Here is a 21,458-nt window from a genome sequence, read left to right as displayed (position 1 = left end):
GCCGTCATACCGTGACCTGGGCCGGCTCGGGTGGCACCGTCACCTCCCCGGCCGCCCCGGCCCGCCGACCGGCCAGGACCAGCACCAGCCCCACCAGCGCGTACCCGGTCAGCACGGCCAGCGGCCGGCCGGCGCCCGCGCCGTCGAAGAACGTCGCCGAGCGCAGCAGCGTGCCGCCCGCGCCGACCGGCAGGAACTGGCCGAACGTCCCCCACGGCTGCGGCAGCAGCTCGGGCGCGGCGGCGACCGCGGAGAGTGGGTTGCCGAGCAGGAAGACGAGCAGCGCCCCGAGGCCGATGCCGGCGCGGCCGAGCAGCGCGCCGAGACCCGCCACCGTGGCGGCGGCGGCGAGCGAGAAGAGACCGATCGCGGCGGCCTCCCGCCACGGGTCGCCGTCGAGCAGGCCGAGCCAGCCGTGCAGCACCGTGACACCGGCCGTGCCGGCGAGCGCCGCGTACCCGAGCAGGCCGGCCAGCCGTGCTCGGCGGCCGGTGACCAGCAGCGTGAGCAGCGCGCCGACCAGCATGCCGGTGAGCGCCAGCGGCAGGAAGCCGGCGGCGAACCCGGCCCCGCGGGGGTCGTCCGGGTCGGTCGGCACGACCGCCGTCACCGGCACCGGGCGGCCGGCCGAGAGCTGGCCGGCGGCCTCGGTGAGCAGGGCCGCGACGGTCGGGCTGGCGGCCGGCGCGGTGTGCAGGGCGACGCCGTCCGGGCCGGCCACGAACGCGGCGTAGACCTCCCGGTCGCGTAGCGCCCGGTCGGCCGCCGCCGCGTCCGGCAGCGCGGTCACCGTGAAGCCGCCGGGGCGGGCGGCGGTCAGCCGGGCGGTCAGCTCGGCGACGGCGGGCGGCGGCCCGGCCACGGCCACCGGCAGGTCGCGCGGCGCGAGGTGCGCGGCAGGGGCCGCGAACAGCGGTACGAGCAGCACCTGTACCACCACCGCCACGCCGACCAGCAGCGCGGTGAGGGCCCAGGGCGAGCGGGCGCGGAGCATCGTCGCCTCCTTAAAACGAATGTTCGTTCTCTTGGAGAGAGCGTGCGCCGCGGTCGACGCGTTCGTCAAGAACGAACGTTCGCTTTAGAATGTGTGCCGTGCCACGCGTCTCCGAACAGCACCTCGCCGCCCGCCGCCAGCAGATCCTCGACGCGGCTCGGCGCTGCTTCCTGCGTGACGGGTTCCACCAGACCTCGATGCAGGACGTGATCAGGGAGGCCGGGCTCTCGGTCGGCGCCGTCTACCGCTACTTCCCCAGCAAGAACGACCTGATCACGGCCATCGCCCAGGCGGTCGTCGGCACCGCCGACGAGAACTTCGCCGACCTGTCCACCGCCGACCCGCCGCTGCCGCTGACCGGGGTGCTGGAGCGTGCCCTGGCCTTCGTCGACGGCCAGCTCGGCCCGGACGGCGTGCTGCCCCTGGCGTTGCAGGTGTGGAGCGAGGCACAGCGGGACCCGGTGCTGGCCGAGTTCGTCGCCGCCACCTACACCCGGTTGCGCGGCCATTTCGTGACCGCCGCCCGGCGGGCGCGCGACGCCGGCGAGCTGCCCCCCGAGGCCGACCCCGAGGCGGTCGGCGCGGCCCTGTTCGGCCTGGTGCCGGGCTACTTCACCCAGCGCATCCTCACCGGCTCCCCCGACCGCGCCACCTACCTGACCGGCGCCCGCGCCCTGCTCCGCTGAGGTGTTAGGAGGGGCCCCCTGTTATGCAGAATGCGTTAACCGGGGGCCCCTCCTTTCACCACCTCCAGAGCTGCAACGTGGGGCCGTCGGCGGGGAGGGTGGCCGTGCCGGGGGGCAGCGACGGGGCGCCGCCGTAGATGTTCTCGGCGGCGGGCAGGCCGGTCAGGCGCAGCGGGGTGCCGGGGGCGCGTCGGGCCAGGGCCAGCACGCTCCCGGTCGGGGCCTCGCGCAGGAAGACCAGCGTGTCCGCGTCGGCGTGCACCCACCGCAGGCCGCCGTGCCGCAGCGCCGGCTCGGCGCGGCGCAGCGCCAGCAGCGACCGGTACGCGTCGAACGTGCGCCGGTCCCAGCTCTCCGGCCGGTGCCACGGCATCGGGGTACGCGAGCCCTCCCCGTTCGCGCCGGTCAGGCCCAGCTCGTCACCGGCGAAGACGACAGGGGTCCCCGGCATGGTGGCGAGCAGCCCGGACGCGACCTCCTGCCGGGCCGCGTCGCCCACCACGCTGCGGATCCGGGCCGAGTCGTGCGAGCCGAGGAGCTGCCACGAGTGCGTGTACGACCGCCACGAGACCAGCGACCGGTAGGCGTTCATGGTGGCCAGCACCGCGTCCGCGTCCCGCCGCCGGACCCCGCCGGGCGTGCCGAGGAAGTTCGGCACCGGGCCGTCCCCCGCGCGCAGCCAGGACCACACCGGGTCGGTGAACCCGACGTAGTTCATCGTGCCGTGCCAGCCGTCGCGGTCCAGGTCGCCGGTGTGGTCGTGGCCGTGCTCGGCGAGCAGCAACGCGTCCGGTCGGGTCTCGGCGACCACCTCGCGCAGCAGTCGCGCCACCTCGTGGGTGTACGCGTCGGCGCCGCGCCGGCCGGTCATGTTCGCCACGTCCACCCGCCAGCCGTCCAGCCCGTACGGCGGACGCAGCCAGCGGCGCAGCAGCGAGTCCTCGGCGGTGGCGAACCGGCGGCGCAGCTCGGCGCTGCCCCAGTTGAGCTTCGGCAGCGACTTCACCCCGTTCCACGACTCGTAGTCCTGTCCCGGGAGGTCGAAGTAGTACAGGTCCCGCTCCAACGCGTTGACGTCGGACACCGCGGCGGTGAACCAGCGGTGCGCGTCACCGGTGTGGTTGCTGGTGATGTCGCCGAGCAGCCGCCAGCCCCGGGCGCGTACCGCGTCGGCGAGCCGGACCAGCGCCGCGTCGCCGCCGAGCAGCGGGTCGACGGTGTCGAAGCTGGACGCGTCGTACCTGTGGTTGGAGCGGGCCGGGAAGATCGGGGTGAGGTAGACCGTGTTGACGCCGAGCCGGTCCAGGTGGTCCAGGCGCTCGGTGATGCCGTCCAGGTCGCCGCCGTAGAACTGGCGGGGCGTCTCCGGGCCGCGCCCGATCACCGGCGTGTCCCAGTCGCACGGGATGGCCCAGTCCGGCGCGGTGCGCCCGTCCGCCGCGGCCGAGCGGGCGAACCGGTCCGGGAAGATCTGGTAGATCACCGCGTCCCGGGCCCAGGCCGGCGGCGGCGCGTAGCTGACCAGCTTGAAGTCGCCGTGGTCCGGCACGTCGTGGTCGGCGGTGCCGGCCGCGTTGAGCCAGCGGGCGCCGGCCTCGCCGTCGAGCAGGAAACGGTAGTTGCTGACCGGGTTGCGGACCTCGACGTCGGCCCGCCACCACACGTCGCCGTTCGTGGTGCGGTCGACCACCGCCTCGGCGAAGTGCGGCTCGCCGTCGCCGGTGGTGCGCACGTGCACCTGGTCGACGCCGGCGCCGGCCGGCACCCGGACGAAGACGGGGACGGTCTGCCCGAGCGCGGGCTCCTGCTCCGGGACGTAGGTGGCGGAACCGTCGTGGTGCGGTGAAAGGGACATGCCGCGGCCTTTCGCGTCGTACCGACAGGGAGTGGGCGGGCACCCGCCGCGGTCGGTCACCCGACCGCGACGGTCCGCCCTCCAAACCGCTCCGGTGTACGCCGACACGACGCCCTTGCCGCAGCGTGAGCCGAGGAGGCTCAGCCTTTGACCGCTCCGGAGGTGAGGCCGGAGACGATGTAGCGCTGGAGCAGTTGGAACACCAGCACGGTGGGGATCGCGGTGAGCAGCGTGCCCGCCGCGAACATCCCGAAGTTGTTGTTGCGTTCGCCCGCGACCAGGCCGAACATGCCGACCGCGAGCGTCTTCGACTCGGTGTTGGTGAGGAACACGTTGGCGATGATGAACTCGTTGATCGACCCGATGAACGCGAGCAGGCCGGTCACCGCCAGGATCGGCGCCACCAGCGGCAGCATGATCCGGAAGAAGACCTGCACGTGCGACGCGCCGTCCATGGTCGCCGACTCGTCCAGCTCCTTCGGCAGCGTGTCGAAGAAGCCCTTCATCAGCCAGGTGTTCGCGCCCAGCGCGCCACCCATGTAGAGCAGGAACAGGCCCCACGGGGTGTTGAAGCCGATCACCGGGTAGAGGTCGGTGATCGTGGTGAAGATCAGGAAGATCGCCACGATCGCCAGGAACTGCGGGAACATCTGGATCAGCAGCAGCGTGAGCAGGCCGATCCGCCGCCCGGCGAACCGCATCCGGGAGAACGCGTACGCGGCCAGCGCCGACAGGAAGATCGACGCGAAGCTGGCCACGCCCGCCAGCAGCAGCGAGTTGAGGAACCAGTGGCCGAACGCGGTCCGGTCGAACAGGTTGGTGAAGTTCTCCAGCGACGCCCCGGTCGGCAGCAGCTCGGTCGAGGAGAGCGTGCCGAGCGGGTTGAGCGCCGCGGAGATCACGAACATGATCGGGAAGAGGCTGAACAGCACCGCCAGCACCCCGACCAGATGCCGCCAGCCCACCTGGGCGAACCACCGGCCGCGCGACCGGCGGGCCGCCGGCGTTTCCGCGATGCTGGTCACGAGTACACCTCCTCCTGCTTGCGGGTGTTCCGGAAGCTGATCGCCGAGACGGTCGCCACGATCGCGAAGATGAAGATCGAGACGGTGGCGGCCAAGCCGTACTCGGCGCCCTGCGCGCCGAACGCCAGCCGGTACGTGTAGGTGATCAGCAGGTCGGTGGCGCCGTTGCGCGGGTTGTCCGGCGCGAACGGCCCGCCCTCGGTGGTGAACAGGATCGCGTTGACGTTGTTGAAGTTGAACGCGAACGACGCGATCAGCAGCGGCGAGAGCGCCACCAGCAGCAGCGGCAGGGTGACCGCCTTGAACGACTGCCACGGGCTGGCCCCGTCGACCGAGGTGGCCTCCGTCAGCTCCCGCGGGATGGCCTGGAGCGCGCCGGTGGCCACCAGGAACATGTACGGGTAGCCGAGCCAGAGCTGCACCAGCAGCACCGCGACCCGGGCCGACCAGGCACCGCCGAACCAGTCGACGTCCAGCCCGAACAGGTTGTTGAGCAGGCCGAAGTCGGTGTTGAACATGTCCCGCCAGACCAGCAGCATCGCGAACGACGGCATGGCGTACGGGAGGATCAGCAGCACCCGGTAGAGGTTCGTGCCCCGCATCCGGGGCGAGTGCAGCGCGAGCGCGATGGCCATGCCGAGCAGGAAGGTGAAGCCGGTGGAGCCGATCGCGAACGCGAAGTTCCAGGCCAGCGTGCCGAAGAACGGGCCGGAGATGTTCGGGTCGCTGAGCACCGCGCCGAAGTTCTTCAGCCCGACGTTGACCTTCCAGCCCTGGCTGAGCCGCTCGCCGTCGGCGGCGACGAAGGAGCCGACCTTCTCGTCGGCGGTCCAGGTCTTGCCGCTCTCGCTGTCCCTGATGCAGTCGCAGCCGGCGTCGTACGCCCGGGCTGCCTTGCCCTCGTAGGCCCGGGTGAGGCCGTTGGAGCGGATGGCGCCGGCGTCGGTCGGCACGATCAGCGCGGTGACCGCGTCGCTGCGGCTGCTGGCCTGCCCGATGTTCAGCACGGTGTAGCCGTCCGCGGCGGTGATCTTGCCGCTGAGGCTGCTGACGGTGACGTCACCGGCGTCGAGCTGGCGCAGCCCGCCCGCGTCGCCCGCGAAGACCTCCTTGCTCTTCGGGTCGCTGAGCAGGAAGGTCAGCGGGCCGGTCGCCGGGTCGCCGGTGGTGGCGATGGTGAGCGCGTACTCGGTCGAGCCGGGCACCTGCTTCACCGAGGAGGTCTGGATGGCGACGACCGCGTCGTCCTTGCTGCCGCGGTGGCCGTCGCCGAAGTTCGTGAACGCGGTACTCGCGGTGAGGAGCACCGGCAGCACCTGGAACGCGATCAGGAAGAGCGTGCCGGGGACCAGGTACTTGGCCGGGATGTGCCGGCGACCCAGGTAGAGGTAGAACAGGGCGGCGGTGGTGGTCACCAGGACGCCGAGCCCGATCCAGTGCCCGGCCTCGATGAGCGGGAACGCCGCCCAGAGCGCGATCCCGGCCACCAGGCCGAGCAGGACCACCTTGACGACGAGGCCGGTCGCGGTGATCGGCGCGTGGTGCCGCGCGGTACGCGAGGTGCGCGGGAGCCCGGGACGAGCGGGCTCCCGGCCCGGGGTCCGCGTGGCGGACCCCGGGCCGGACAGCGGCGCGCTCATTACTTGATCTGACCCTGGATGGTCTTGCCAGCGGCCGTGATCGTCTTGGCCGGGTCGGCGCCACCGATGACGGCGGCCTCGGCCTTGCCGAACGGGTCCCAGATCGCGGCCATGGCCGGGATCGCCGGGAGCACCTGGCCGTTCTTGCCGGCCTCGGAGAACTTCGCCAGGTCCGGGTCCTCGCCCTTGACCTGGTCGAAGGCGGCGGTCAGCGCCGGCGGGCGCGGCTCGGCCTTGTACAGCGCGACGGCCAGCTCGGGCTTGGTCACGTAGTTGGTGACGAACTCCTGGGCCAGGGCCTTGTTCTTGCCCTTGGCGGCGACGTAGAACGCCTGGACGCCCACGAACGGCTGGGCCTCCTTGCCACCGGCGAAGCCGGGGACCGGGGAGATGTCGTACTTGATGCCGGCCTTCTTGGCGTCGGCCACGGCCCACGGGCCGGAGACCAGGAAGGCGCACTTCTTGCCGGTGAAGGTGGAGATCGAGTTCTCCGGGGTGATGGACCGCTTCAGCGCGCCCTCGCCCTTCTCACCGAGCTTCGCGATCTTCTGGAACGCGGCGATCGACTCCGGCTTGCCCACGCCCAGGTCCTTCGGGTCGTAGTCGCCGTTGGCGGCGGTGCCGAACAGGTAGCCGCCGGCCGAGGAGTACAGCGGGTAGATGTGGTACGCGTCGCCGTTCTGGCCGGACTGGAGGCAGAGGATCTCGCTGGCCTTCTTCTCCGCCTTGAGCTTCTTGCCGGCGGTGACCAGGTCCTCGATCGTCTTCGGCGCTTCGGGGGCCAGCTCGGTGTTGCGGAGCAGCGCCAGGTTCTCGGTGGCGTAGGGCACGCCGTAGAGCTGGCCGTTGAAGGTGACCGCCTTGACCGCGGTCTCGTTGAAGCCCGCCTTCTGCTCGGCGGTGAGCTGGACCGGGTCGATGGCGCCGTTCTGGACCAGGTTGCCGATCCAGTCGTGCGCGCCGACCACGGCGTCCGGGCCGCTGCCCTGCTGGGAGGCGGTGACGAAGTTGGTCTGCAGGTCCTTGGAGACGGCCTGCACCTCGACTGTCACGCCGTTCTCCTTGCCGAACTCCTCGGCGAACGGCTTGAGGGCGGCGGTGCGCTTGTCGTCGGCCCAGATGACCAGCTTGCCGCCGGTCGCCTTGCTGGCGGACTGCTCGGCGGCCGGCTTGTCGCTGCCGCTGTCACCACAGCCGGACGCGGCGAGCGCCAGACCGAGGACGGCGACCACACCCGCGGTACGGATGCGCATCGGTACTCCTGTCGTCATGGCGGCACGCCGGGGGAAGGGCGACCGCCAGTGGGAACCTCTGAAAGTTCTTGCTGACCGGCGCCGGGGTGCTGCGCCGCTGCTCTCGCATGTTGCGGGGACGTTAGCAAGAGGTTGCAGAGAATGGAAGGGCTTGCAGAAGTGTACGCAAGACTTTGCCGTTGAGCTAAAGTGCCGCCATGCGCGCTCGACTGTCCGACATCGCCCAACAGGCCGAAGTCAGCGAGGCCACGGTGTCGCGGGTGCTCAACGACCGCCCCGGAGTGGCCCCGGAGACCCGGCAGGCCGTCCTCACCGCCCTCGACGTACTCGGCTACGAACGACCGGCCCGCCTGCGCAAGCGCAGCGCCGGGCTGGTCGGCCTGGTCGTGCCCGAGCTGGACAACCCGATCTTCCCGGCGTTCGCCCAGATCATCGAGTCCGCGCTGGCGCCCACCGGCTACACGCCGGTGCTGTGCACCCAGACCCCCGGCGGCGTCCGCGAGGACGAGTACGTCGAAATGCTGCTGGACCGGCAGGTCTCCGGCATCGTCTTCGTCTCCGGCCTGCACGCCGACACCGCCGCCGACCACGACCGGTACCGCACGCTGCTCGCCCGGCCGCTGCCGATCGTCATGATCAACGGGTACGCGCCGGGCATCCCCGCGCCGTTCGTCTCCTGCGACGACCGGGAGTCCGCCGAACTCGCGGTCGCCCACCTGGTCGCGCTCGGGCACCGGCGGATCGGCCTGATCACCGGCCCGGACCGGTTCGTCCCGGTACAGCGCAAGGTCGCCGGCTACAAGGCCGCGATGCGGCGCCTCACCGACATCTCCGACGACGACCTGGCCGAGCTGACCGAGCTGTCCCTGTTCGGCGTGGAGGGCGGCGAGGCCGCCGCCGGCCGGCTCATCGAGCGCGGGGTGACCGGCCTGGTCTGCGGCTCGGACCTGATGGCGCTCGGGGCGATCCGGGCGGCCCGGCAACGCGGCCGGTCCGTCCCCGAGGACGTCTCGGTGGTCGGCTACGACGACTCGCCGCTGATGGCCTTCACCGATCCGCCGCTGACCACGGTGCGCCAGCCGGTCGCGGCCATGGCGGTTGCCGCCGTACGCGCCCTGGTCGACGAGATCAACGGGCACCCGTCCCCGAACTCCGAGTACCTGTTCCGCCCGGAGTTGGTGGTACGCGGCTCCACCGCGGTCGCCCGACCCGCCCCCGCCCCCAAACGCCAACGCCCCGCCCCCACCCTTCCCGTCCCCGCCTGACCCCCGTGCCGCCCGACCCCGCGCGGGCGTCTCGGGATCTGGGAGAGGTGCGGACGGTGACCGCGCTGGTGGGGCAGGTGATCGGCGTCATTTCTTGCGCAAGGAATGCTTGACTCTTGCAGCGCTGAGGCGGCATCCTGCTCAGACACCCCCTGCGCCGCCACAGAACGGGATCGCCACCGATGACCTCCGCCCCCACCCCCACGCCACCGGCCACCGACGACTGGTGGCGGTCCGCGGTCGTCTACCAGGTCTACGTCCGCAGCTTCGCGGACGCGAACTCCGACGGCGTCGGTGACCTCCAGGGCATCCGGGGGCGCCTGCCCTACCTGCGCGAGCTGGGCGTGGACGCGCTCTGGCTGACGCCGTTCTACACCTCCCCGCAGGTCGACGCCGGCTACGACGTGGCCGACTACCGCGACGTCGACCCGCTCTTCGGCAACCTCACCGACTTCGACGAGATGATCACCGACGCGCACGCGCTGGGCCTGCGGATCATCGTCGACCTGGTGCCGAACCACACCTCCAGCGCGCACCCCTGGTTCGCCGCCGCGCTCGCCGCCGGCCCGGGTTCCCCGGAGCGCGAGCGCTACCTGTTCGCCGACGGCAAGGGCGAGCAGGGCGAGCTGCCCCCGAACGACTGGGAGAGCATCTTCGGCGGCCCGGCCTGGACCCGGGTGGTCGACGGCCAGTGGTACCTGCACCTGTTCGACCCGGCCCAGCCCGACCTGAACTGGCGCCACCCCGAGGTGCGCGCCGAGTTCGAGGACGTCCTGCGCTTCTGGCTGGACCGCGGTGTCGACGGCTTCCGGATCGACGTGGCACACGGAATGATCAAGGCCGAGGGCCTGCCGGACGTCGGATTCAGCACGATGACCACCGGGCAGCGCCAGTCGGATCTGCTCGGCAAGGCCCGGCTGCCCTACTTCGACCAGGACGAGGTGCACGACATCTACCGCGCCTGGCGGCCGATCCTGGACAGCTACCCGGGCGGCCGGATGGCGGTCGCCGAGGCGTGGGCCGAGACGCCGCAGCGGCTGGCCCGCTACATCGGCCCGGACGAGCTGCACCAGGCGTTCAGCTTCGACTTCCTGGAAGCCACCTGGTCGGCCGACTCGTTCCGCAAGGTGATCGACACCGCACTGGCCGAGTCGACAATCGTCGGCGCGCCGACCACCTGGGTGCTCTCCAACCACGACAAGCAGCGCCACGTCACCCGGTACGGCGACGGCGAGGTCGGCCTGCGCCGCGCCCGGGCCGCCGCGCTGCTGATGTTCGCGCTGCCCGGCTGCGCCTACGTCTACCAGGGCGAGGAACTGGGCCTGCCCGAGGTGCTGGACCTCCCCGACGAGCTGCGCCAGGACCCGTCGTTCCTGCGCACCGGCGAGAGCCGGGACGGCTGCCGGGTGCCGATCCCGTGGAGCGGCGAGCTGGCCCCGTACGGCTTCGGGCCGGACGGCAGCGAACTGAGCTGGCTGCCGGCGCCGGCGACCTGGCGGGCCCTCTCGGTGGCCGCCCAGACCGGGGTGCCCGGCTCGACGCTGGAGCTGTACCGGGCGGCGCTGCGGGTCCGGGGCACGCACCCGGCGCTGGCCGGCCTCGGCGGCATCACCTGGCTGGAGACCGAACCCGGCGTGCTGGCGTTCCGTCGGGCCGCCGGGGACACGGAGCTGACCTGCGTGGTCAACCTCAGCGGCGCGGACGTGACGGTCGCCGGCTTCGGCCGGCCGCTCGTCGCCAGCGCCGATCTCACCGAGCGGGGCGACGGGCACGCCCTGCCGGTGGACGCGGCTGCGTGGTTCGAACGGCGCTGAGCCGGGTAACCCGCCAATGACCTGGTCGTCCGTTGTGCTCCGCGCCGACGGGCGGCTGGGCTGCCGACCCCTTGTGGTGGGGGGTGAGGTGACATCGGCCCCCGGGAGTCCGCTCCCGGGGGCCGGCGTCCGTTCGGGCGCCGCGCCGGTGATCAGCCGCCCTTCGCGGTGAGCAGCGCGGCGATCCGGGCGAAGCCGGCGCGGACCTCGTCGGCGTCCGGCGGCTCCGCCGGTTGCGGCTCCGGCTGGCGTTCGGCGGCCAACTCCAGCTCGTCGTCGATGACGTCCTCGAAGTCGCCGTAGAGATCCGCCTGGTCGGCCTCGGCCGCCTCGTCCTCGGCGGCGATCTGCGCGGCGGCGATCTCACCGCGGATCTCCTCCGGCGTCAGCGCCGGCAGCAACGGTTCCACGACCGCCATCAACTGCTCCTCGGCCACCACCGCCTCGGCCAGCGCCAGCGCGTGCGGTCGCTCGTACGGGCCGCAGACCACGGGCTCCCACTCGTCGTCGGCGGCCAGCGGACCGAACGTGATGATCCAGGGCAGGCCGAGCATCGGCGAGTCGTCCGGCAGGTCCAGTGTCACGAGTGCGCCCACCGGCCCATCATTGTCGTTCCGCGCCCGCCCGGGGACCGCAATCCCCCGAGTCCCACCGCTCAGGCGACGGCGCTCAGCCGCGCGTACCGGCGTCCAGCGCCGCCCGGACCAGGGCGACCGCCCGCTCCGGCGGCACCCCCAGGCGACGCGCCTCGGCGGCGTAGTCGGCCGCGGCCCGGTGCAGCCGGTCGGTGGCGTCGTCGCGCCCGGGCGCCACCACCGTGCCGTGCCGGCCCCGGGTCTGCACCAGGCCGGCGGCCTCCAACTCGCGGTAGGCCCGCGCCACCGTGTTCACCGCCAGCCCCAGGTCGGCGGCGAGCTGCCGGACCGCGGGGAGCCGGGTGCCCACCGGCAGCCGTCCGTCGCCGACGGCGCTCGCGAGCTGGGCGCGCACCTGCTCGTACGGGGGTGTCGCCGACTCCGCGTCCACCCGGATCCGCGGGCTCATCCCCCGCCACCCGGGGTGCCCGGATCGGTCTCCTCGTCCAGCACGTCGGCCTCCACGTCCACCTCCCGCGCACCGCCCTCGGCCAGGTCCACCACCCGGCCGTACCGGCTGGTGGCGGCGAGCGCGGCGCCGAAGAGCACCATCTGGTTGAGCAGGTAGAGGTAGAGCAGCAGGCCGACGGCGGTCGCCACCACCGTGTACGCCGGATTCCGCTCGGTGCGCACCACGTAGTAGCGCCCCACGGTGTTGAGCAGCGTGATCCCGATCGCGACGGTCAGCACCGCCGGGCGCAACCGGCGGCGGCTCATCCGCAGCCGGGGCACGGCCAACAGCAGCGCGGCGGCGAGCACGGCGTTCACCAGCACGCTCAGCACCGCGCTGACCGTGGTCAGGCCGACCGAGCCGGTGCTGCGCAGCAGGAAGCGCAGCAGCGACTCCAGCGCGTCGACGGCGGCGACCGAGACGAAGAGCAGCACGAAGACCGCGACCAGCACGCCCAGGTCGACCAGGTGGCGCACCACCAGGTTGCCGGGCTGCTGGTTCAAGCCGTACATCAGGCGCTGCGACGAGCGGATCGCCTCCACCCAGCCGATCCCGGTGAAGACGAGGATGATCAGGCCGACCACGCCGACGGTGTTGCTGCTCTCGGCGATCTGCGCCGGGTCGACAAAGGGCAGGTTCTCCCGGAGGAACTCGGCCGCCGCACGGCTGACGTCCTCGTTGTCCCGCAGCACCGCGCCGAAGATCCAGTACGCGACCAGGGCGAGCGCGAACACGGCGAAGAAGCCGTAGTAGGCGATGGCGGCGGCGAGCCGCCCGGCGAGCAGGTCGGCGTAGAGCGTCCCGGCCAGCCAGACGTGGTCGAAGGCGGACGAGCGACCGCGGGCCGCGTCGATCCGACGCCCGACCGCCACCTCGATCCGGCCGAAGACGTTCACCCCGCCATCCTCGCCGATCGTCGCCCTCGGCGGAGGCGGCCCGGCCGGCCGGATGTTCAGCGCGGGCCGCCGAGCCGGAAGTCGCGACGGGGCTGCCACCGGGTCGCCCCGCTGTGCGAGAAGAGCGTGAACGCCTCCACCTCGAACAGCGCGGAGAAGTCGGCCAGGTCCTCGTACGCCTTGTCGAGCACCTCGGGCGGCACGTCCTGGGCCACGGTGACGTGCGGGTGGTACGGGAAGCGGGCCTCGCGGTGCAGCTCCGGGGCCGAGTTGATGGCGGCGGCGAGCAGCTCGCACTCGCTGATCCCGGCCGCCACCGTCACGAAGACCACCTGGGTGACCGGGCGGAACGTGCCGGTGCCGCGCAGGTGCAGCGTGAACGGCAGGTGCGTGGCGGCCACCCGGCTCAGGTGCGCCTCGACCGCCGGCAACGCGCGTACCGGGATCTCGGTGGGCCCGAGCAGGGTGACGTGCGCCGGGACGGCCTGCGGGTCGCCGGCGGAGACCCGGCGGCGGGTGAGCAGCCCGCCCCACGGCTCGGGCACGTCGACCGCGATGCCGATCTGGATCGTGTCCCCGCCGCCCGGCGCTGGTTCACTGCCCGCCACGTTGCGCGCCATCCCTCCGCTCACCGTCACCGTTCCCCGCCCGCCGCTACGCGGACCGCACCGGGGGAAGGAACCCGACCCGTTCGTACGCGGTGCGCAGCGTGTCGACCGCCACCGCCCGGGCCTTCTCCGCGCCCCGCGCGAGCAGCTTGTCGAGCTGGGCCGGGTCGTCCAGGTAGCCGTTGGTGCGCTCCTGGATCGGGGTGACGAACTCCCGCACCACCTCGGCGAGGTCCTTCTTGAGGTCGCCGTAGCCCCGGCCGTCGTACGCGGCGACCAGGTCGTCGATGCCGCGACCGGAGAGCGCGGAGTAGATGGTGAGCAGGTTGGAGATGCCCGGCTTCCCCTCCGCGTCGAAGACGATCTCGCGGCCGGTGTCGGTGACCGCCGAGCGGATCTTCTTGGCCGAGCGGGCCGGGTCCTCCAGCAGGTCGATGATGCCGGCCGGGGCGGAGAACGACTTCGACATCTTGGCGGTGGGGTCCTGGAGATCGACGATCTTGGCGGTGTCCTTCACGATGTGCGGCACCGGCACCCGGAAGGTGGGGCCGAACAGCGAGTTGAACCGCTGCGCCAGGTCACGGGAGAGTTCCAGGTGCTGCCGCTGGTCCTCGCCGACCGGCACCGCGTGCGCCTGGTAGAGCAGGATGTCGGCGGCCTGGAGGATCGGGTAGGTGAACAGGCCGACGCTGGCCCGGTCGCTGCCCTGCTTCTGCGCCTTGTCCTTGAACTGGGTCATCCGGCCGGCCTCGCCGAACCCGGTGATGCAGCCCAGCACCCAGGCCAGCTGCGGGTGCTCGGGCAGCTGCGACTGGACGAACAGGGTGCTGCGTTCCGGGTCGATGCCGAGCGCGAGGAGCTGCGCGGCGGCCACCCGGGTGCGCTGCCTGAGCACCTTGGGGTCGTGCCCCGCGGTGATCGCGTGCAGGTCGACGACGCAGTAGAACGCGTCGTGGCTGTCCTGGAGCGCCACCCAGTGCCGCAGCGCGCCCAGGTAGTTCCCGAGATGGAACGAGTCGGCCGTCGGCTGGATGCCGGAGAAGACGCGCGGGCGGGCGGGTACGTCGGACATGGCGGCAATTCTGTCAGCAAGCACCCGGGTCCGTCATGACGGGCCGGCGGGTCGGGCGGGTACGGACGCGCGCGGGCCGCTGACCTCGCGCCGCGGCTCGGGCAGTCGGCGTACGGAGACCGCCAGGCGGGACACCCGCCGGCCGTCGAGCGCCAGCACCCGCAGCAGCCAGCCCTCCGGATCGGCGGCATCCGGCCCGTCGGCCGGGTCGTCCCGCACCGGCACCTCGTCGCCGACCAGCGGCAGGCGGCCCAGCGCGGCCATCACGTACCCGCCGACCGTCTCGTACGGGCCGGCGGGCAGCGGCACCCCGGTGCGTTCGGCGAAGTCGGCGAGGTTGAGCCGGCCGTCGACCACGGCGGGCAGGCCGGCGGGCCCCGGATCGGATGGGCCGTGACTTCCGTCGCGGATCTCCCCGACCAACTCCTCCACCAGGTCCTCGCAGGTGACGATGCCGGCGGTGCCGCCGTACTCGTCGACCACCACGGCCAGGTGGTGCCCTTCCCGACGCATCTCGGTGAGCGCCGCGAGCACCCGTTTGCTGCCCGGCAGCCGCTTCACCTCGCGGGTCAGCGCGCCGACCGGGACCCGGCCGGCCGGCTCCGGGCGCAGCAGCACGTCCCGCAGGTGCACCAGGCCGACGACGTCGTCGTGCGTGCCGTCCACCACCGGGTAGCGGGTGTGCGGGTCGGCCCGCACCAGCCGCTGCGCCTCGGCCACCGGCAGGCCGGCGGCGAGGAAGACCACCTCGGTGCGGGGCACCATCACCTCGCGGACCAGCCGCGCGCCGGCCACCAGCACCTCGTCGATGATCCGGCGTTCGTCCGGGTCGAGCAGCGTGTTGGCGGCGACGAGGTCGCGCAGGTCGGCCTCGCTGATCCGTTCCCGCCCGGCGGTGGGGCTCGCCCCGAGCAGGTGGGTCACCACCCGGGTCGCGCCGTCGGCGGCCCGCACCACGAGCCGGGCCACGGCCCGGGCCAGCGGGCCGGATTCGCGTCGGGGCCGCCCCGACGGTCGCCGCCGGGGCCCGGGACCACCCGCTTCCCGCATGACAAGCATGGTAGACAGCGACCGGTGCCAGCCCGCCCCGATGTGCGGATCTGTTCAATCCTGATGGATCGTGGTGGAATGGAGTGACACTCACTCGACCGCCACGCCGCAGCCCGCCGGCCGTAGGGTGATCACGGACGGCCGACACGGACGCGGCCAGGCAGGAGGATCGACGTGAAACTGCTCGTCACCGGCGGCGCCGGCTACATCGGCAGCGTGGTGACCCGGATGCTGCTCGACCACGGCCACCAGGTGACCGTGCTGGACGACCTGCGCACCGGTCACCGCGAGGCGCTCGCCCCCGACGCCACCCACGTCGACCTGCCGGTGCACGAGGCTGCCCGGGTGCTCACCCCCGACGCCGGGTTCGACGGCGTGCTGCACTTCGCCGCCCTGATCGCCGCCGGCGAGTCGATGATCCGCCCCGAGCTCTACTGGGACACCAACACCGTCGGCTCGATCGCCCTGATCGACGCCGTCCGCGCCGCCCGGGTGCCCCGGATGGTCTTCTCCTCGACCGCCGCCGTCTACGGCAACCCCACCGAGCTGCCCATCCCGGAGACCGCCGTCAAGGCGCCCACCAACACGTACGGGGCGACCAAGCTGGCCGTCGACATGGTGCTCACCTCCGAGGCGGTCGCGCACGAGCTGGGCGCCGTCTCGCTGCGCTACTTCAACGTCGCCGGGGCGTACCTGCGCGACGGGACGGCGATCGGCGAACGGCACGACCCCGAGACGCACCTCATCCCGATCGCGCTCGACGTGGCCGCCGGCCGGCGCGAGAAGCTCCAACTCTTCGGCGACGACTACCCCACCGTCGACGGCACCTGCGTCCGCGACTACATCCACGTCGAGGACCTCGCCCGCGCCCACCTGCTCGCGCTCGACGCCGCCACCGGAGGCCGGCACCGGATCTACAACCTGGGCAACGGCAACGGCTTCACCAACCGCCAGGTCGTCGACGTGGTCCGCGAGGTCACCGGCCACCCGGTGCCGGTCGAGGTGGCGCCACGCCGCGAGGGAGACCCCGCCGAGCTGGTCGCGTCGTCCGCGCTGGCCCGCGACGAGCTGGGCTGGGTGCCGGAGAAGCCGACCCTGCACGACATGATCGGCGACGCCTGGGCGTTCTACCGCGACCACCGCACCGGGCACACCTCATGAGCGGCGCCGTCGCGGACCGCGCCACCGAAGGCTTCCGGCAGCGGTACGCCGCCGAGCCGGCCGGCCACTGGGCGGCTCCCGGGCGGGTCAACCTGATCGGCGAGCACACCGACTACAACGACGGCTTCGTGCTGCCCTTCGCGCTGCCGCTGCGTACCGTGGTCGCCGCGGCGCCCGGCCCGGACGCGCGCTGGACGGTCTGGTCGGAGCTGGACGACGCACCTGTCGAGTTCGGTGCCGCGGAGGCCGACGAGCCCGGCCGGGTCGACGGCTGGGCCGCCTACGTGGCCGGCGTGGTGTGGGCGCTGCGGGCCGCCGGCCTCGACGTCCCCGGCGCGCGGCTCGCCATCGCCTCCGACGTGCCGGTCGGCTCCGGCCTCTCCTCGTCGGCCGCCATCGAGGCGGCGGTGCTGGCCGCGCTTGTCGACCTCGGTGGGCTCGACCTGCCCGCCGACCGCTGGCCCCGGCTCGCCCAACGCGCCGAGAACGAGTACGTCGGCGCGCCCACCGGGATCATGGACCAGTCCGTGGTCGTCCGGGGCCGGGCCGGTCACGCGCTCTTCCTCGACTGCCGCACCGAGGAGGTCGAGCAGATCCCGTTCGACCTGGACGCGGCCGGGCTGGCCGTGCTGGTGATCGACTCCCGCGCGCCGCACCGGCACGCCGACGGCGAGTACGCGGCCCGGCGCAGGAGCTGCGAACGGGCCGCCGCGACGCTCGGCGTGACCGCGCTGCGCGACGTGCCCACCGACGGTCTCGACGCGGCGCTGGCCCGCCTCGACGACGACGAGACGCGGCGCCGGGTCCGGCACGTGGTCACCGAGAACCAGCGGGTGCTCGACACCGTCGCGTTGCTGCGCGCCGACCGGGTCCGGGAGACCGGTCCGCTGCTGACCGCCTCGCACGTGTCGATGCGTGACGACTTCGAGATCACCGTTCCGGAGATCGACACCGCGGTCGAGGCGGCGCTCGCGGCCGGCGCGTACGGCGCGCGGATGACCGGCGGCGGGTTCGGCGGCTGCGTGCTCGCCCTGGTCGACGCGGACGCCGCCGAGGAGGTGGCCGCCGCCGTCACCACCGCGTACGCCGACCGCGGCTACGCCACCCCCCACACCCTGACCGCTCTCCCCGCCCCCGGCGTCACCCGGATGTAAGGAGGGGCCCCTTCTTAACGCCTGCGGTAGAGGAAGGGGCCCTTGTTAACACTGAGCTGTTAACAAGGGCCCCTTCCTCACACCCAGGGTCAGGCGGCTTCGACGATCATGCCGGCGCCTACCGTGCGGTTCGTGGCCTCGTCGATGATGACGAAGCCGCCGGTGGTGCGGTTGCGGCGGTACTCGTCGGCGAGCAGCGGCACCGTGGTGCGCAGCCGGACCCGGCCGATCTCGTTCAGCTTCAGCTCGGCCGCCGTCTCGTCCCGGTGCAACGAGTTGACGTCCAGCCGGTAGTGCAGCTCCCGCACGATCGTCCGCGCCGAACGGGTGGTGTGCTTGATCGCGTACCGGCCGCCGACCTGGAGTGGCCGGCTCTCGTCCATCCAGCAGACCATCGCCTCGATGTCCTGCGCGACCATCGGGGCGTTGTTCGGCCGGCAGATCAGGTCACCCCGGGAGATGTCGATCTCGTCGGTCAACCGGACCGTCACCGACATCGGCGGGAACGCCTCCTCCACCGGGCCGTCGGCCGTCTCCACCGCGGCGATCCGGCTGGTGAAGCCGGACGGCAGCACCATCACCTCGTCGCCCGGCTTGAGCACGCCGGAGGCCACCTGGCCGGCGTAACCCCGGTAGTCGGTGACGGTGGTGGACTGCGGCCGGATCACGTACTGCACCGGGAACCGGACGTCGACCAGGTTGCGGTCCGACGCGATGTGCACCCGCTCCAGGTGGTGCAGCAGCGACGGGCCCTCGTACCAGGGCATGTTCTCCGAGCGGGTGACGATGTTGTCGCCGCGCAGCGCGGAGATCGGCACCACGGTCAGGTCCGGCGCGTCGAGCTTCGCCGCGAACGCGGTGAACTCGTCGGCGATCCGCTCGAAGACCTCCTGCGACCAGTCGACCAGGTCCATCTTGTTGACGCACAGGACCAGGTGCGGCACCCGCAGCAGCGAGCAGAGGAACGCGTGCCGGCGGGACTGCTCCACCAGACCCTTGCGCGCGTCCACCAGGATCAGCGCCAGGTCGGCCGTGGACGCGCCGGTGACCATGTTCCGGGTGTACTGGGTGTGCCCCGGCGTGTCGGCGATGATGAACTTCCGCCGCGGCGTGGCGAAGTAGCGGTACGCCACGTCGATGGTGATGCCCTGCTCCCGCTCGGCACGCAGGCCGTCGGTGAGCAGCGCCAGGTTGGTGTATTCGTCGCCCCGCGCCGCACTGACCGCCTCGACCGCGGCGAGCTGGTCGCTGAAGAGCGACTTGGTGTCGTACAACAGCCGGCCGATCAGGGTCGACTTACCGTCGTCCACGCTGCCGGCGGTGGCGAACCGCAGCAGGTCCATCGGCCGTGCGGCGGTCTCACCGTCGGCCGGCGCCAGGGTGTCGACACTCATCAGAAGTAGCCCTCTCGCTTGCGGTCCTCCATGGCGGCCTCGCTGACCCGGTCGTCGCCGCGGGTCGCGCCGCGCTCGGTGATCCGGGTGGCGGCCACTTCCTCGATCACCTTCTCCACCGTGTCGGCGTCCGAACGGACCGCCGCGGTGCAGGAGGCGTCACCCACGGTCCGGTACCGCACCTGGGCCTTGAACGGCTGCTCACCGGCGCGGGCCCGGAAGAACTCGTTGACCGCGTAGAACATGCCGTCGCGCTCGATCACCTCGCGCTCGTGCGCGAAGTAGATCGCCGGCAGCGGGATCCGCTCCCGGGCGATGTAGTGCCAGACGTCCAGCTCGGTCCAGTTGGAGAGCGGGAACACCCGGATCGACTCGCCGGGGTGGTGCCGGCCGTTGTACAGCGACCACAGTTCGGGGCGCTGGTTCTTCGGGTCCCACTGGCCGAACTCGTCCCGGAAGCTGAACACCCGCTCCTTGGCCCGGGCCTTCTCCTCGTCCCGCCGGGCGCCGCCGAACAGCGCGTCGAAGCGGTGCTTCTCCACCGCGTCGAGCAGCACCGGGGTCTGGATGCGGTTGCGCATGCCGTCCGCCGACTCGCGGACCATGCCCTTGGTCAGCGCCTCCGGCACGCTGGCGACGATGAGGTGCAGGCCCAGCTCGGCGACCCGCTGGTCGCGGTAGTCGAGCACCTCGGGGAAGTTGTGCCCGGTGTCCACGTGCATCACCGGGAACGGAATGTTGGCCGGCGCGAACGCCTTCTGCGCCAATCGGAGCATCACGATCGAGTCCTTGCCACCGGAGAAGAGCAGGACCGGCCGCTCCATCTCGGCGACGACCTCGCGCATCACGAAGATGCTCTCCGCCTCGAGCGCGTCGAGGTGCGACACCTGGTACGCGGCGGGGGACGTCATGACACGAACTCGATTCGCTCGGATCCGTACATCGGATTCCAGACCTTTCCGGTCGGAGTCGTGAAGAAGAACGCTCAGGTTACCCGGAATGACGCTGCAACGCCGCAAGCAACCGACTCGCGAGATCCTTGCGGCAGACCAGCAGATCGGGTAGGCGCGGGTCGGCCTCGTTGTATTTCAGCGCAGAACCGTCGATCCGGGAAGCGTGCAGTCCGGTGGCCGTCGCCACAGCGACCGGAGCGGCCGAGTCCCACTCGTACTGGCCGCCGGCATGGATGTACGCGTCGACCTCACCGGTCACCACCGCGGCGATCTTCGCACCCGCCGAGCCCATCGGAACCAGATGAGCGCCGACGTCCGCTGCCAGATCGGTCAGGAAAACTGGCGGACGGCTACGACTGACCGCCAGTCGGACGGTCCGCGCGTCGCCTGCCGTGGCCGCCTCTACCGTCATCGGCGGGTACGCCGGCGGGTGGTCCGTGCCCAGCACCCGGTGCTGCGCCGGCAGGCCCACCGCGCCCGCCACCAGACCGTGCGGCGTGGGCGCGTGCCGCGACCAGAGCGCCACGTGCACCGCCCAGTCGGCGCGCCCCTCCTCCGCGTACTCCCGGGTGCCGTCCAGCGGATCGATGATCCACACCCGGTCGGCGGTCAGCCGGGACATCGCCTCCCGGCTCACCTCGGCCGTCCAGGCCAGCCGCGAGCCCTCGTCCTCCTCGGACAACACCGCGTCCGCCGGGCGCCACCGGGCCAGCTCGGTCCGGATCAGGTCGTGCGCGACCTTGTCGCCGGCCGACGTCAGCGCCCCGGCGTCCGCGAAACCCAACTCCGCGCGCAGGTCCGTCAACGCCTGCCCCGCCCGCGACGCCAACCAGCGGGCGAACGCGCCGTCGATCATCGGAGGACTGCCCATGGTGTCACCGCTCCCGTCGCCGGCCCCGCTCACGTCGCGAGGCGCAGACTACCGGCCGGCACTCCGGGAGCCGGTCAAGCCCCGTGGTACAGGTTCTGCGTCGGCTCCACACCCTTGGTGACCACCGACTCCACCACGTCCGCCGCGCGGTCGACCAGGAACTCCAACTCCTTGCGCTCCGCGGCGGAAAAATCCGAGAGTACGTAGTCCGCCGGATCCTGCCGGCCCGGTGGCCGCCCGATGCCGAACCGCACCCGGACGTAGTCCTTCGTGCCCAGCGACTTCGACATCGACCGCAGCCCGTTGTGGCCGCCCTCGCCGCCGCCGCACTTCACCCGCACCTGCCCGTAGGCGATGTCCAGCTCGTCGTGCACCGCGATCACCCGGGCCGGGGGGATCTTGTGGAACTGCGCCAGCCCGGCCACCGGCCCACCGGAGAGGTTCATGTAGGTGAGCGGCTTCAGCAGCACCAGCTTCGGGCCGCCGAACCCCAACCGCCCCTCGGCGGCCTCGGCCATCGCCCGCTTGTGCCGCCCGAACCTCGCGCCCACCCGCGCCGCCAGCAGGTCGGCCACCATGAACCCGACGTTGTGCCGGTTGGCCGCGTACTCCCGACCGGGGTTGCCCAGGCCGACCACCAGCCACGGCCCCGCCTCGTCCGTCACCCCGACGCCCCTTCCC

20 protein-coding genes are annotated in these 21,458 nt (G+C 72.4%); 5 read left to right on the top strand and 15 right to left on the bottom strand.

Annotated elements, in window-relative coordinates:
- Positions 1 to 4 precede the first annotated feature (4 nt).
- Entirely contained in the window at positions 5 to 994 is a 990-nt protein-coding gene (locus tag ACZ6O5_RS11605) for a hypothetical protein (RefSeq protein WP_465976393.1), read from the bottom strand.
- Between the two features lie 98 nt (positions 995 to 1,092).
- On the opposite strand from ACZ6O5_RS11605, the gene ACZ6O5_RS11600 reads away from it, so the two are divergent.
- Entirely contained in the window at positions 1,093 to 1,680 is a 588-nt protein-coding gene (locus ACZ6O5_RS11600; protein ID WP_465976392.1) for a TetR/AcrR family transcriptional regulator, read from the top strand.
- 55 nt (positions 1,681 to 1,735) lie between these two features.
- Here the strand turns inward: ACZ6O5_RS11600 and ACZ6O5_RS11595 are convergent, their stop codons facing one another.
- The 4 genes from ACZ6O5_RS11595 to ACZ6O5_RS11580 all read right to left on the bottom strand — a co-directional run bounded on the left by ACZ6O5_RS11595 (position 1,736) and on the right by ACZ6O5_RS11580 (position 7,453).
- Entirely contained in the window at positions 1,736 to 3,535 is a 1,800-nt protein-coding gene (locus tag ACZ6O5_RS11595; protein ID WP_465976391.1) for an alpha-amylase family glycosyl hydrolase, read from the bottom strand.
- Positions 3,536 to 3,675: 140 nt separating this feature from the next.
- The gene (locus ACZ6O5_RS11590) at positions 3,676 to 4,560 is read right to left on the bottom strand and encodes a sugar ABC transporter permease (protein WP_465976390.1); all 885 of its coding nucleotides are present in this window, start codon (positions 4,558 to 4,560) and stop codon (positions 3,676 to 3,678) included.
- On the bottom strand, positions 4,557 to 6,200 hold the full coding sequence (locus ACZ6O5_RS11585; RefSeq protein WP_465976389.1) for an ABC transporter permease subunit: 1,644 nt from the start codon (positions 6,198 to 6,200) through the stop codon (positions 4,557 to 4,559). The genes ACZ6O5_RS11590 and ACZ6O5_RS11585 overlap by 4 nt, the downstream gene beginning before the upstream one ends.
- On the bottom strand, positions 6,200 to 7,453 hold the full coding sequence (locus tag ACZ6O5_RS11580; RefSeq protein WP_281942978.1) for a sugar ABC transporter substrate-binding protein: 1,254 nt from the start codon (positions 7,451 to 7,453) through the stop codon (positions 6,200 to 6,202). The genes ACZ6O5_RS11585 and ACZ6O5_RS11580 overlap by 1 nt, the downstream gene beginning before the upstream one ends.
- A gap of 197 nt (positions 7,454 to 7,650) precedes the next feature.
- On the opposite strand from ACZ6O5_RS11580, the gene ACZ6O5_RS11575 reads away from it, so the two are divergent.
- Both ACZ6O5_RS11575 and ACZ6O5_RS11570 read left to right on the top strand, forming a co-directional pair.
- Positions 7,651 to 8,718 (top strand): LacI family DNA-binding transcriptional regulator, encoded by a 1,068-nt coding sequence (locus ACZ6O5_RS11575; RefSeq protein ID WP_465976386.1) that lies wholly within the window; start codon positions 7,651 to 7,653, stop codon positions 8,716 to 8,718.
- Between the two features lie 182 nt (positions 8,719 to 8,900).
- Entirely contained in the window at positions 8,901 to 10,532 is a 1,632-nt protein-coding gene (locus ACZ6O5_RS11570) for a glycoside hydrolase family 13 protein (RefSeq protein WP_465976384.1), read from the top strand.
- A gap of 152 nt (positions 10,533 to 10,684) precedes the next feature.
- On the opposite strand, the gene ACZ6O5_RS11565 is transcribed toward ACZ6O5_RS11570, so the two are convergent.
- The 6 genes from ACZ6O5_RS11565 to ACZ6O5_RS11540 all read right to left on the bottom strand — a co-directional run bounded on the left by ACZ6O5_RS11565 (position 10,685) and on the right by ACZ6O5_RS11540 (position 15,244).
- Positions 10,685 to 11,128 (bottom strand): hypothetical protein, encoded by a 444-nt coding sequence (locus ACZ6O5_RS11565; RefSeq protein WP_107157157.1) that lies wholly within the window; start codon positions 11,126 to 11,128, stop codon positions 10,685 to 10,687.
- A 73-nt stretch (positions 11,129 to 11,201) separates the two neighbouring features.
- Complete coding sequence (locus tag ACZ6O5_RS11560) at positions 11,202 to 11,576, bottom strand: GntR family transcriptional regulator (RefSeq protein WP_396772909.1); 375 nt, start codon at positions 11,574 to 11,576, stop codon at positions 11,202 to 11,204.
- Positions 11,573 to 12,514: a YihY/virulence factor BrkB family protein gene (locus ACZ6O5_RS11555; RefSeq protein WP_405092344.1), complete on the bottom strand. Its 942-nt coding sequence runs from the start codon at positions 12,512 to 12,514 to the stop codon at positions 11,573 to 11,575. Before ACZ6O5_RS11555 ends, ACZ6O5_RS11560 begins: the two co-directional genes overlap by 4 nt.
- 56 nt (positions 12,515 to 12,570) lie before the next feature.
- Positions 12,571 to 13,134 carry a 2'-5' RNA ligase family protein gene (locus ACZ6O5_RS11550; RefSeq protein ID WP_465976701.1) on the bottom strand — a complete coding sequence of 188 codons (564 nt, stop codon included), beginning with the start codon at positions 13,132 to 13,134 and terminating at the stop codon, positions 12,571 to 12,573.
- Between the two features lie 34 nt (positions 13,135 to 13,168).
- Entirely contained in the window at positions 13,169 to 14,194 is a 1,026-nt protein-coding gene (trpS, locus tag ACZ6O5_RS11545) for a tryptophan--tRNA ligase (protein ID WP_405092343.1), read from the bottom strand.
- Positions 14,195 to 14,227: 33 nt separating this feature from the next.
- On the bottom strand, positions 14,228 to 15,244 hold the full coding sequence (locus ACZ6O5_RS11540) for a hemolysin family protein (protein WP_465976381.1): 1,017 nt from the start codon (positions 15,242 to 15,244) through the stop codon (positions 14,228 to 14,230).
- A 228-nt stretch (positions 15,245 to 15,472) separates the two neighbouring features.
- On the opposite strand from ACZ6O5_RS11540, the gene galE reads away from it, so the two are divergent.
- A complete protein-coding gene (gene galE / locus ACZ6O5_RS11535) occupies positions 15,473 to 16,405 on the top strand; it encodes a UDP-glucose 4-epimerase GalE (RefSeq protein ID WP_465976699.1) in 933 nt (310 codons plus the stop codon).
- Entirely contained in the window at positions 16,402 to 17,559 is a 1,158-nt protein-coding gene (gene galK / locus ACZ6O5_RS11530) for a galactokinase (RefSeq protein WP_465976380.1), read from the top strand. Before galE ends, galK begins: the two co-directional genes overlap by 4 nt.
- An 89-nt stretch (positions 17,560 to 17,648) precedes the next feature.
- Here galK and cysN read toward each other — a convergent pair whose 3' ends face one another.
- The 4 genes from cysN to pth all read right to left on the bottom strand — a co-directional run bounded on the left by cysN (position 17,649) and on the right by pth (position 21,442).
- Entirely contained in the window at positions 17,649 to 18,953 is a 1,305-nt protein-coding gene (gene cysN / locus ACZ6O5_RS11525; RefSeq protein WP_465976378.1) for a sulfate adenylyltransferase subunit CysN, read from the bottom strand.
- Positions 18,953 to 19,864 carry a sulfate adenylyltransferase subunit CysD gene (cysD, locus tag ACZ6O5_RS11520; RefSeq protein ID WP_107157148.1) on the bottom strand — a complete coding sequence of 304 codons (912 nt, stop codon included), beginning with the start codon at positions 19,862 to 19,864 and terminating at the stop codon, positions 18,953 to 18,955. The genes cysN and cysD overlap by 1 nt, the downstream gene beginning before the upstream one ends.
- A 79-nt stretch (positions 19,865 to 19,943) precedes the next feature.
- Positions 19,944 to 20,777, bottom strand: coding sequence for an inositol monophosphatase family protein (locus tag ACZ6O5_RS11515; protein WP_281943000.1), 834 nt, complete (start codon positions 20,775 to 20,777; stop codon positions 19,944 to 19,946).
- Positions 20,778 to 20,851: 74 nt separating this feature from the next.
- Positions 20,852 to 21,442, bottom strand: coding sequence for an aminoacyl-tRNA hydrolase (pth, locus tag ACZ6O5_RS11510; protein ID WP_465976375.1), 591 nt, complete (start codon positions 21,440 to 21,442; stop codon positions 20,852 to 20,854).
- Positions 21,443 to 21,458: the final 16 nt, after the last annotated feature.

This window comes from Micromonospora sp. NPDC049201 (assembly GCF_055586805.1).
The sequence above is the reverse complement of the archived record's forward strand: the minus strand, read 5'-3'. Positions and strand labels throughout refer to the sequence as shown.

What these genes read in the sequence shown, in the direction of transcription:
- ACZ6O5_RS11585 (WP_465976389.1), bottom strand. Translation starts at nt 6,200, where the DNA reads ATGAGCGCGCCGCTGTCCGGCCCGGGGTCCGCCACGCGGACCCCGGGC.
- cysN (WP_465976378.1), bottom strand. Translation starts at nt 18,953, where the DNA reads ATGAGTGTCGACACCCTGGCGCCGGCCGACGGTGAGACCGCCGCACGG.
- ACZ6O5_RS11580 (WP_281942978.1), bottom strand. Translation starts at nt 7,453, where the DNA reads ATGCGCATCCGTACCGCGGGTGTGGTCGCCGTCCTCGGTCTGGCGCTC.
- ACZ6O5_RS11515 (WP_281943000.1), bottom strand. Translation starts at nt 20,777, where the DNA reads ATGGGCAGTCCTCCGATGATCGACGGCGCGTTCGCCCGCTGGTTGGCG.
- ACZ6O5_RS11595 (WP_465976391.1), bottom strand. Translation starts at nt 3,535, where the DNA reads ATGTCCCTTTCACCGCACCACGACGGTTCCGCCACCTACGTCCCGGAG.
- cysD (WP_107157148.1), bottom strand. Translation starts at nt 19,864, where the DNA reads ATGACGTCCCCCGCCGCGTACCAGGTGTCGCACCTCGACGCGCTCGAG.
- ACZ6O5_RS11560 (WP_396772909.1), bottom strand. Translation starts at nt 11,576, where the DNA reads ATGAGCCCGCGGATCCGGGTGGACGCGGAGTCGGCGACACCCCCGTAC.
- ACZ6O5_RS11605 (WP_465976393.1), bottom strand. Translation starts at nt 994, where the DNA reads ATGCTCCGCGCCCGCTCGCCCTGGGCCCTCACCGCGCTGCTGGTCGGC.
- trpS (WP_405092343.1), bottom strand. Translation starts at nt 14,194, where the DNA reads ATGTCCGACGTACCCGCCCGCCCGCGCGTCTTCTCCGGCATCCAGCCG.
- ACZ6O5_RS11575 (WP_465976386.1), top strand. Translation starts at nt 7,651, where the DNA reads ATGCGCGCTCGACTGTCCGACATCGCCCAACAGGCCGAAGTCAGCGAG.
- galE (WP_465976699.1), top strand. Translation starts at nt 15,473, where the DNA reads ATGCTGCTCGACCACGGCCACCAGGTGACCGTGCTGGACGACCTGCGC.
- ACZ6O5_RS11570 (WP_465976384.1), top strand. Translation starts at nt 8,901, where the DNA reads ATGACCTCCGCCCCCACCCCCACGCCACCGGCCACCGACGACTGGTGG.
- ACZ6O5_RS11550 (WP_465976701.1), bottom strand. Translation starts at nt 13,134, where the DNA reads ATGGCGCGCAACGTGGCGGGCAGTGAACCAGCGCCGGGCGGCGGGGAC.
- galK (WP_465976380.1), top strand. Translation starts at nt 16,402, where the DNA reads ATGAGCGGCGCCGTCGCGGACCGCGCCACCGAAGGCTTCCGGCAGCGG.
- ACZ6O5_RS11540 (WP_465976381.1), bottom strand. Translation starts at nt 15,244, where the DNA reads ATGCGGGAAGCGGGTGGTCCCGGGCCCCGGCGGCGACCGTCGGGGCGG.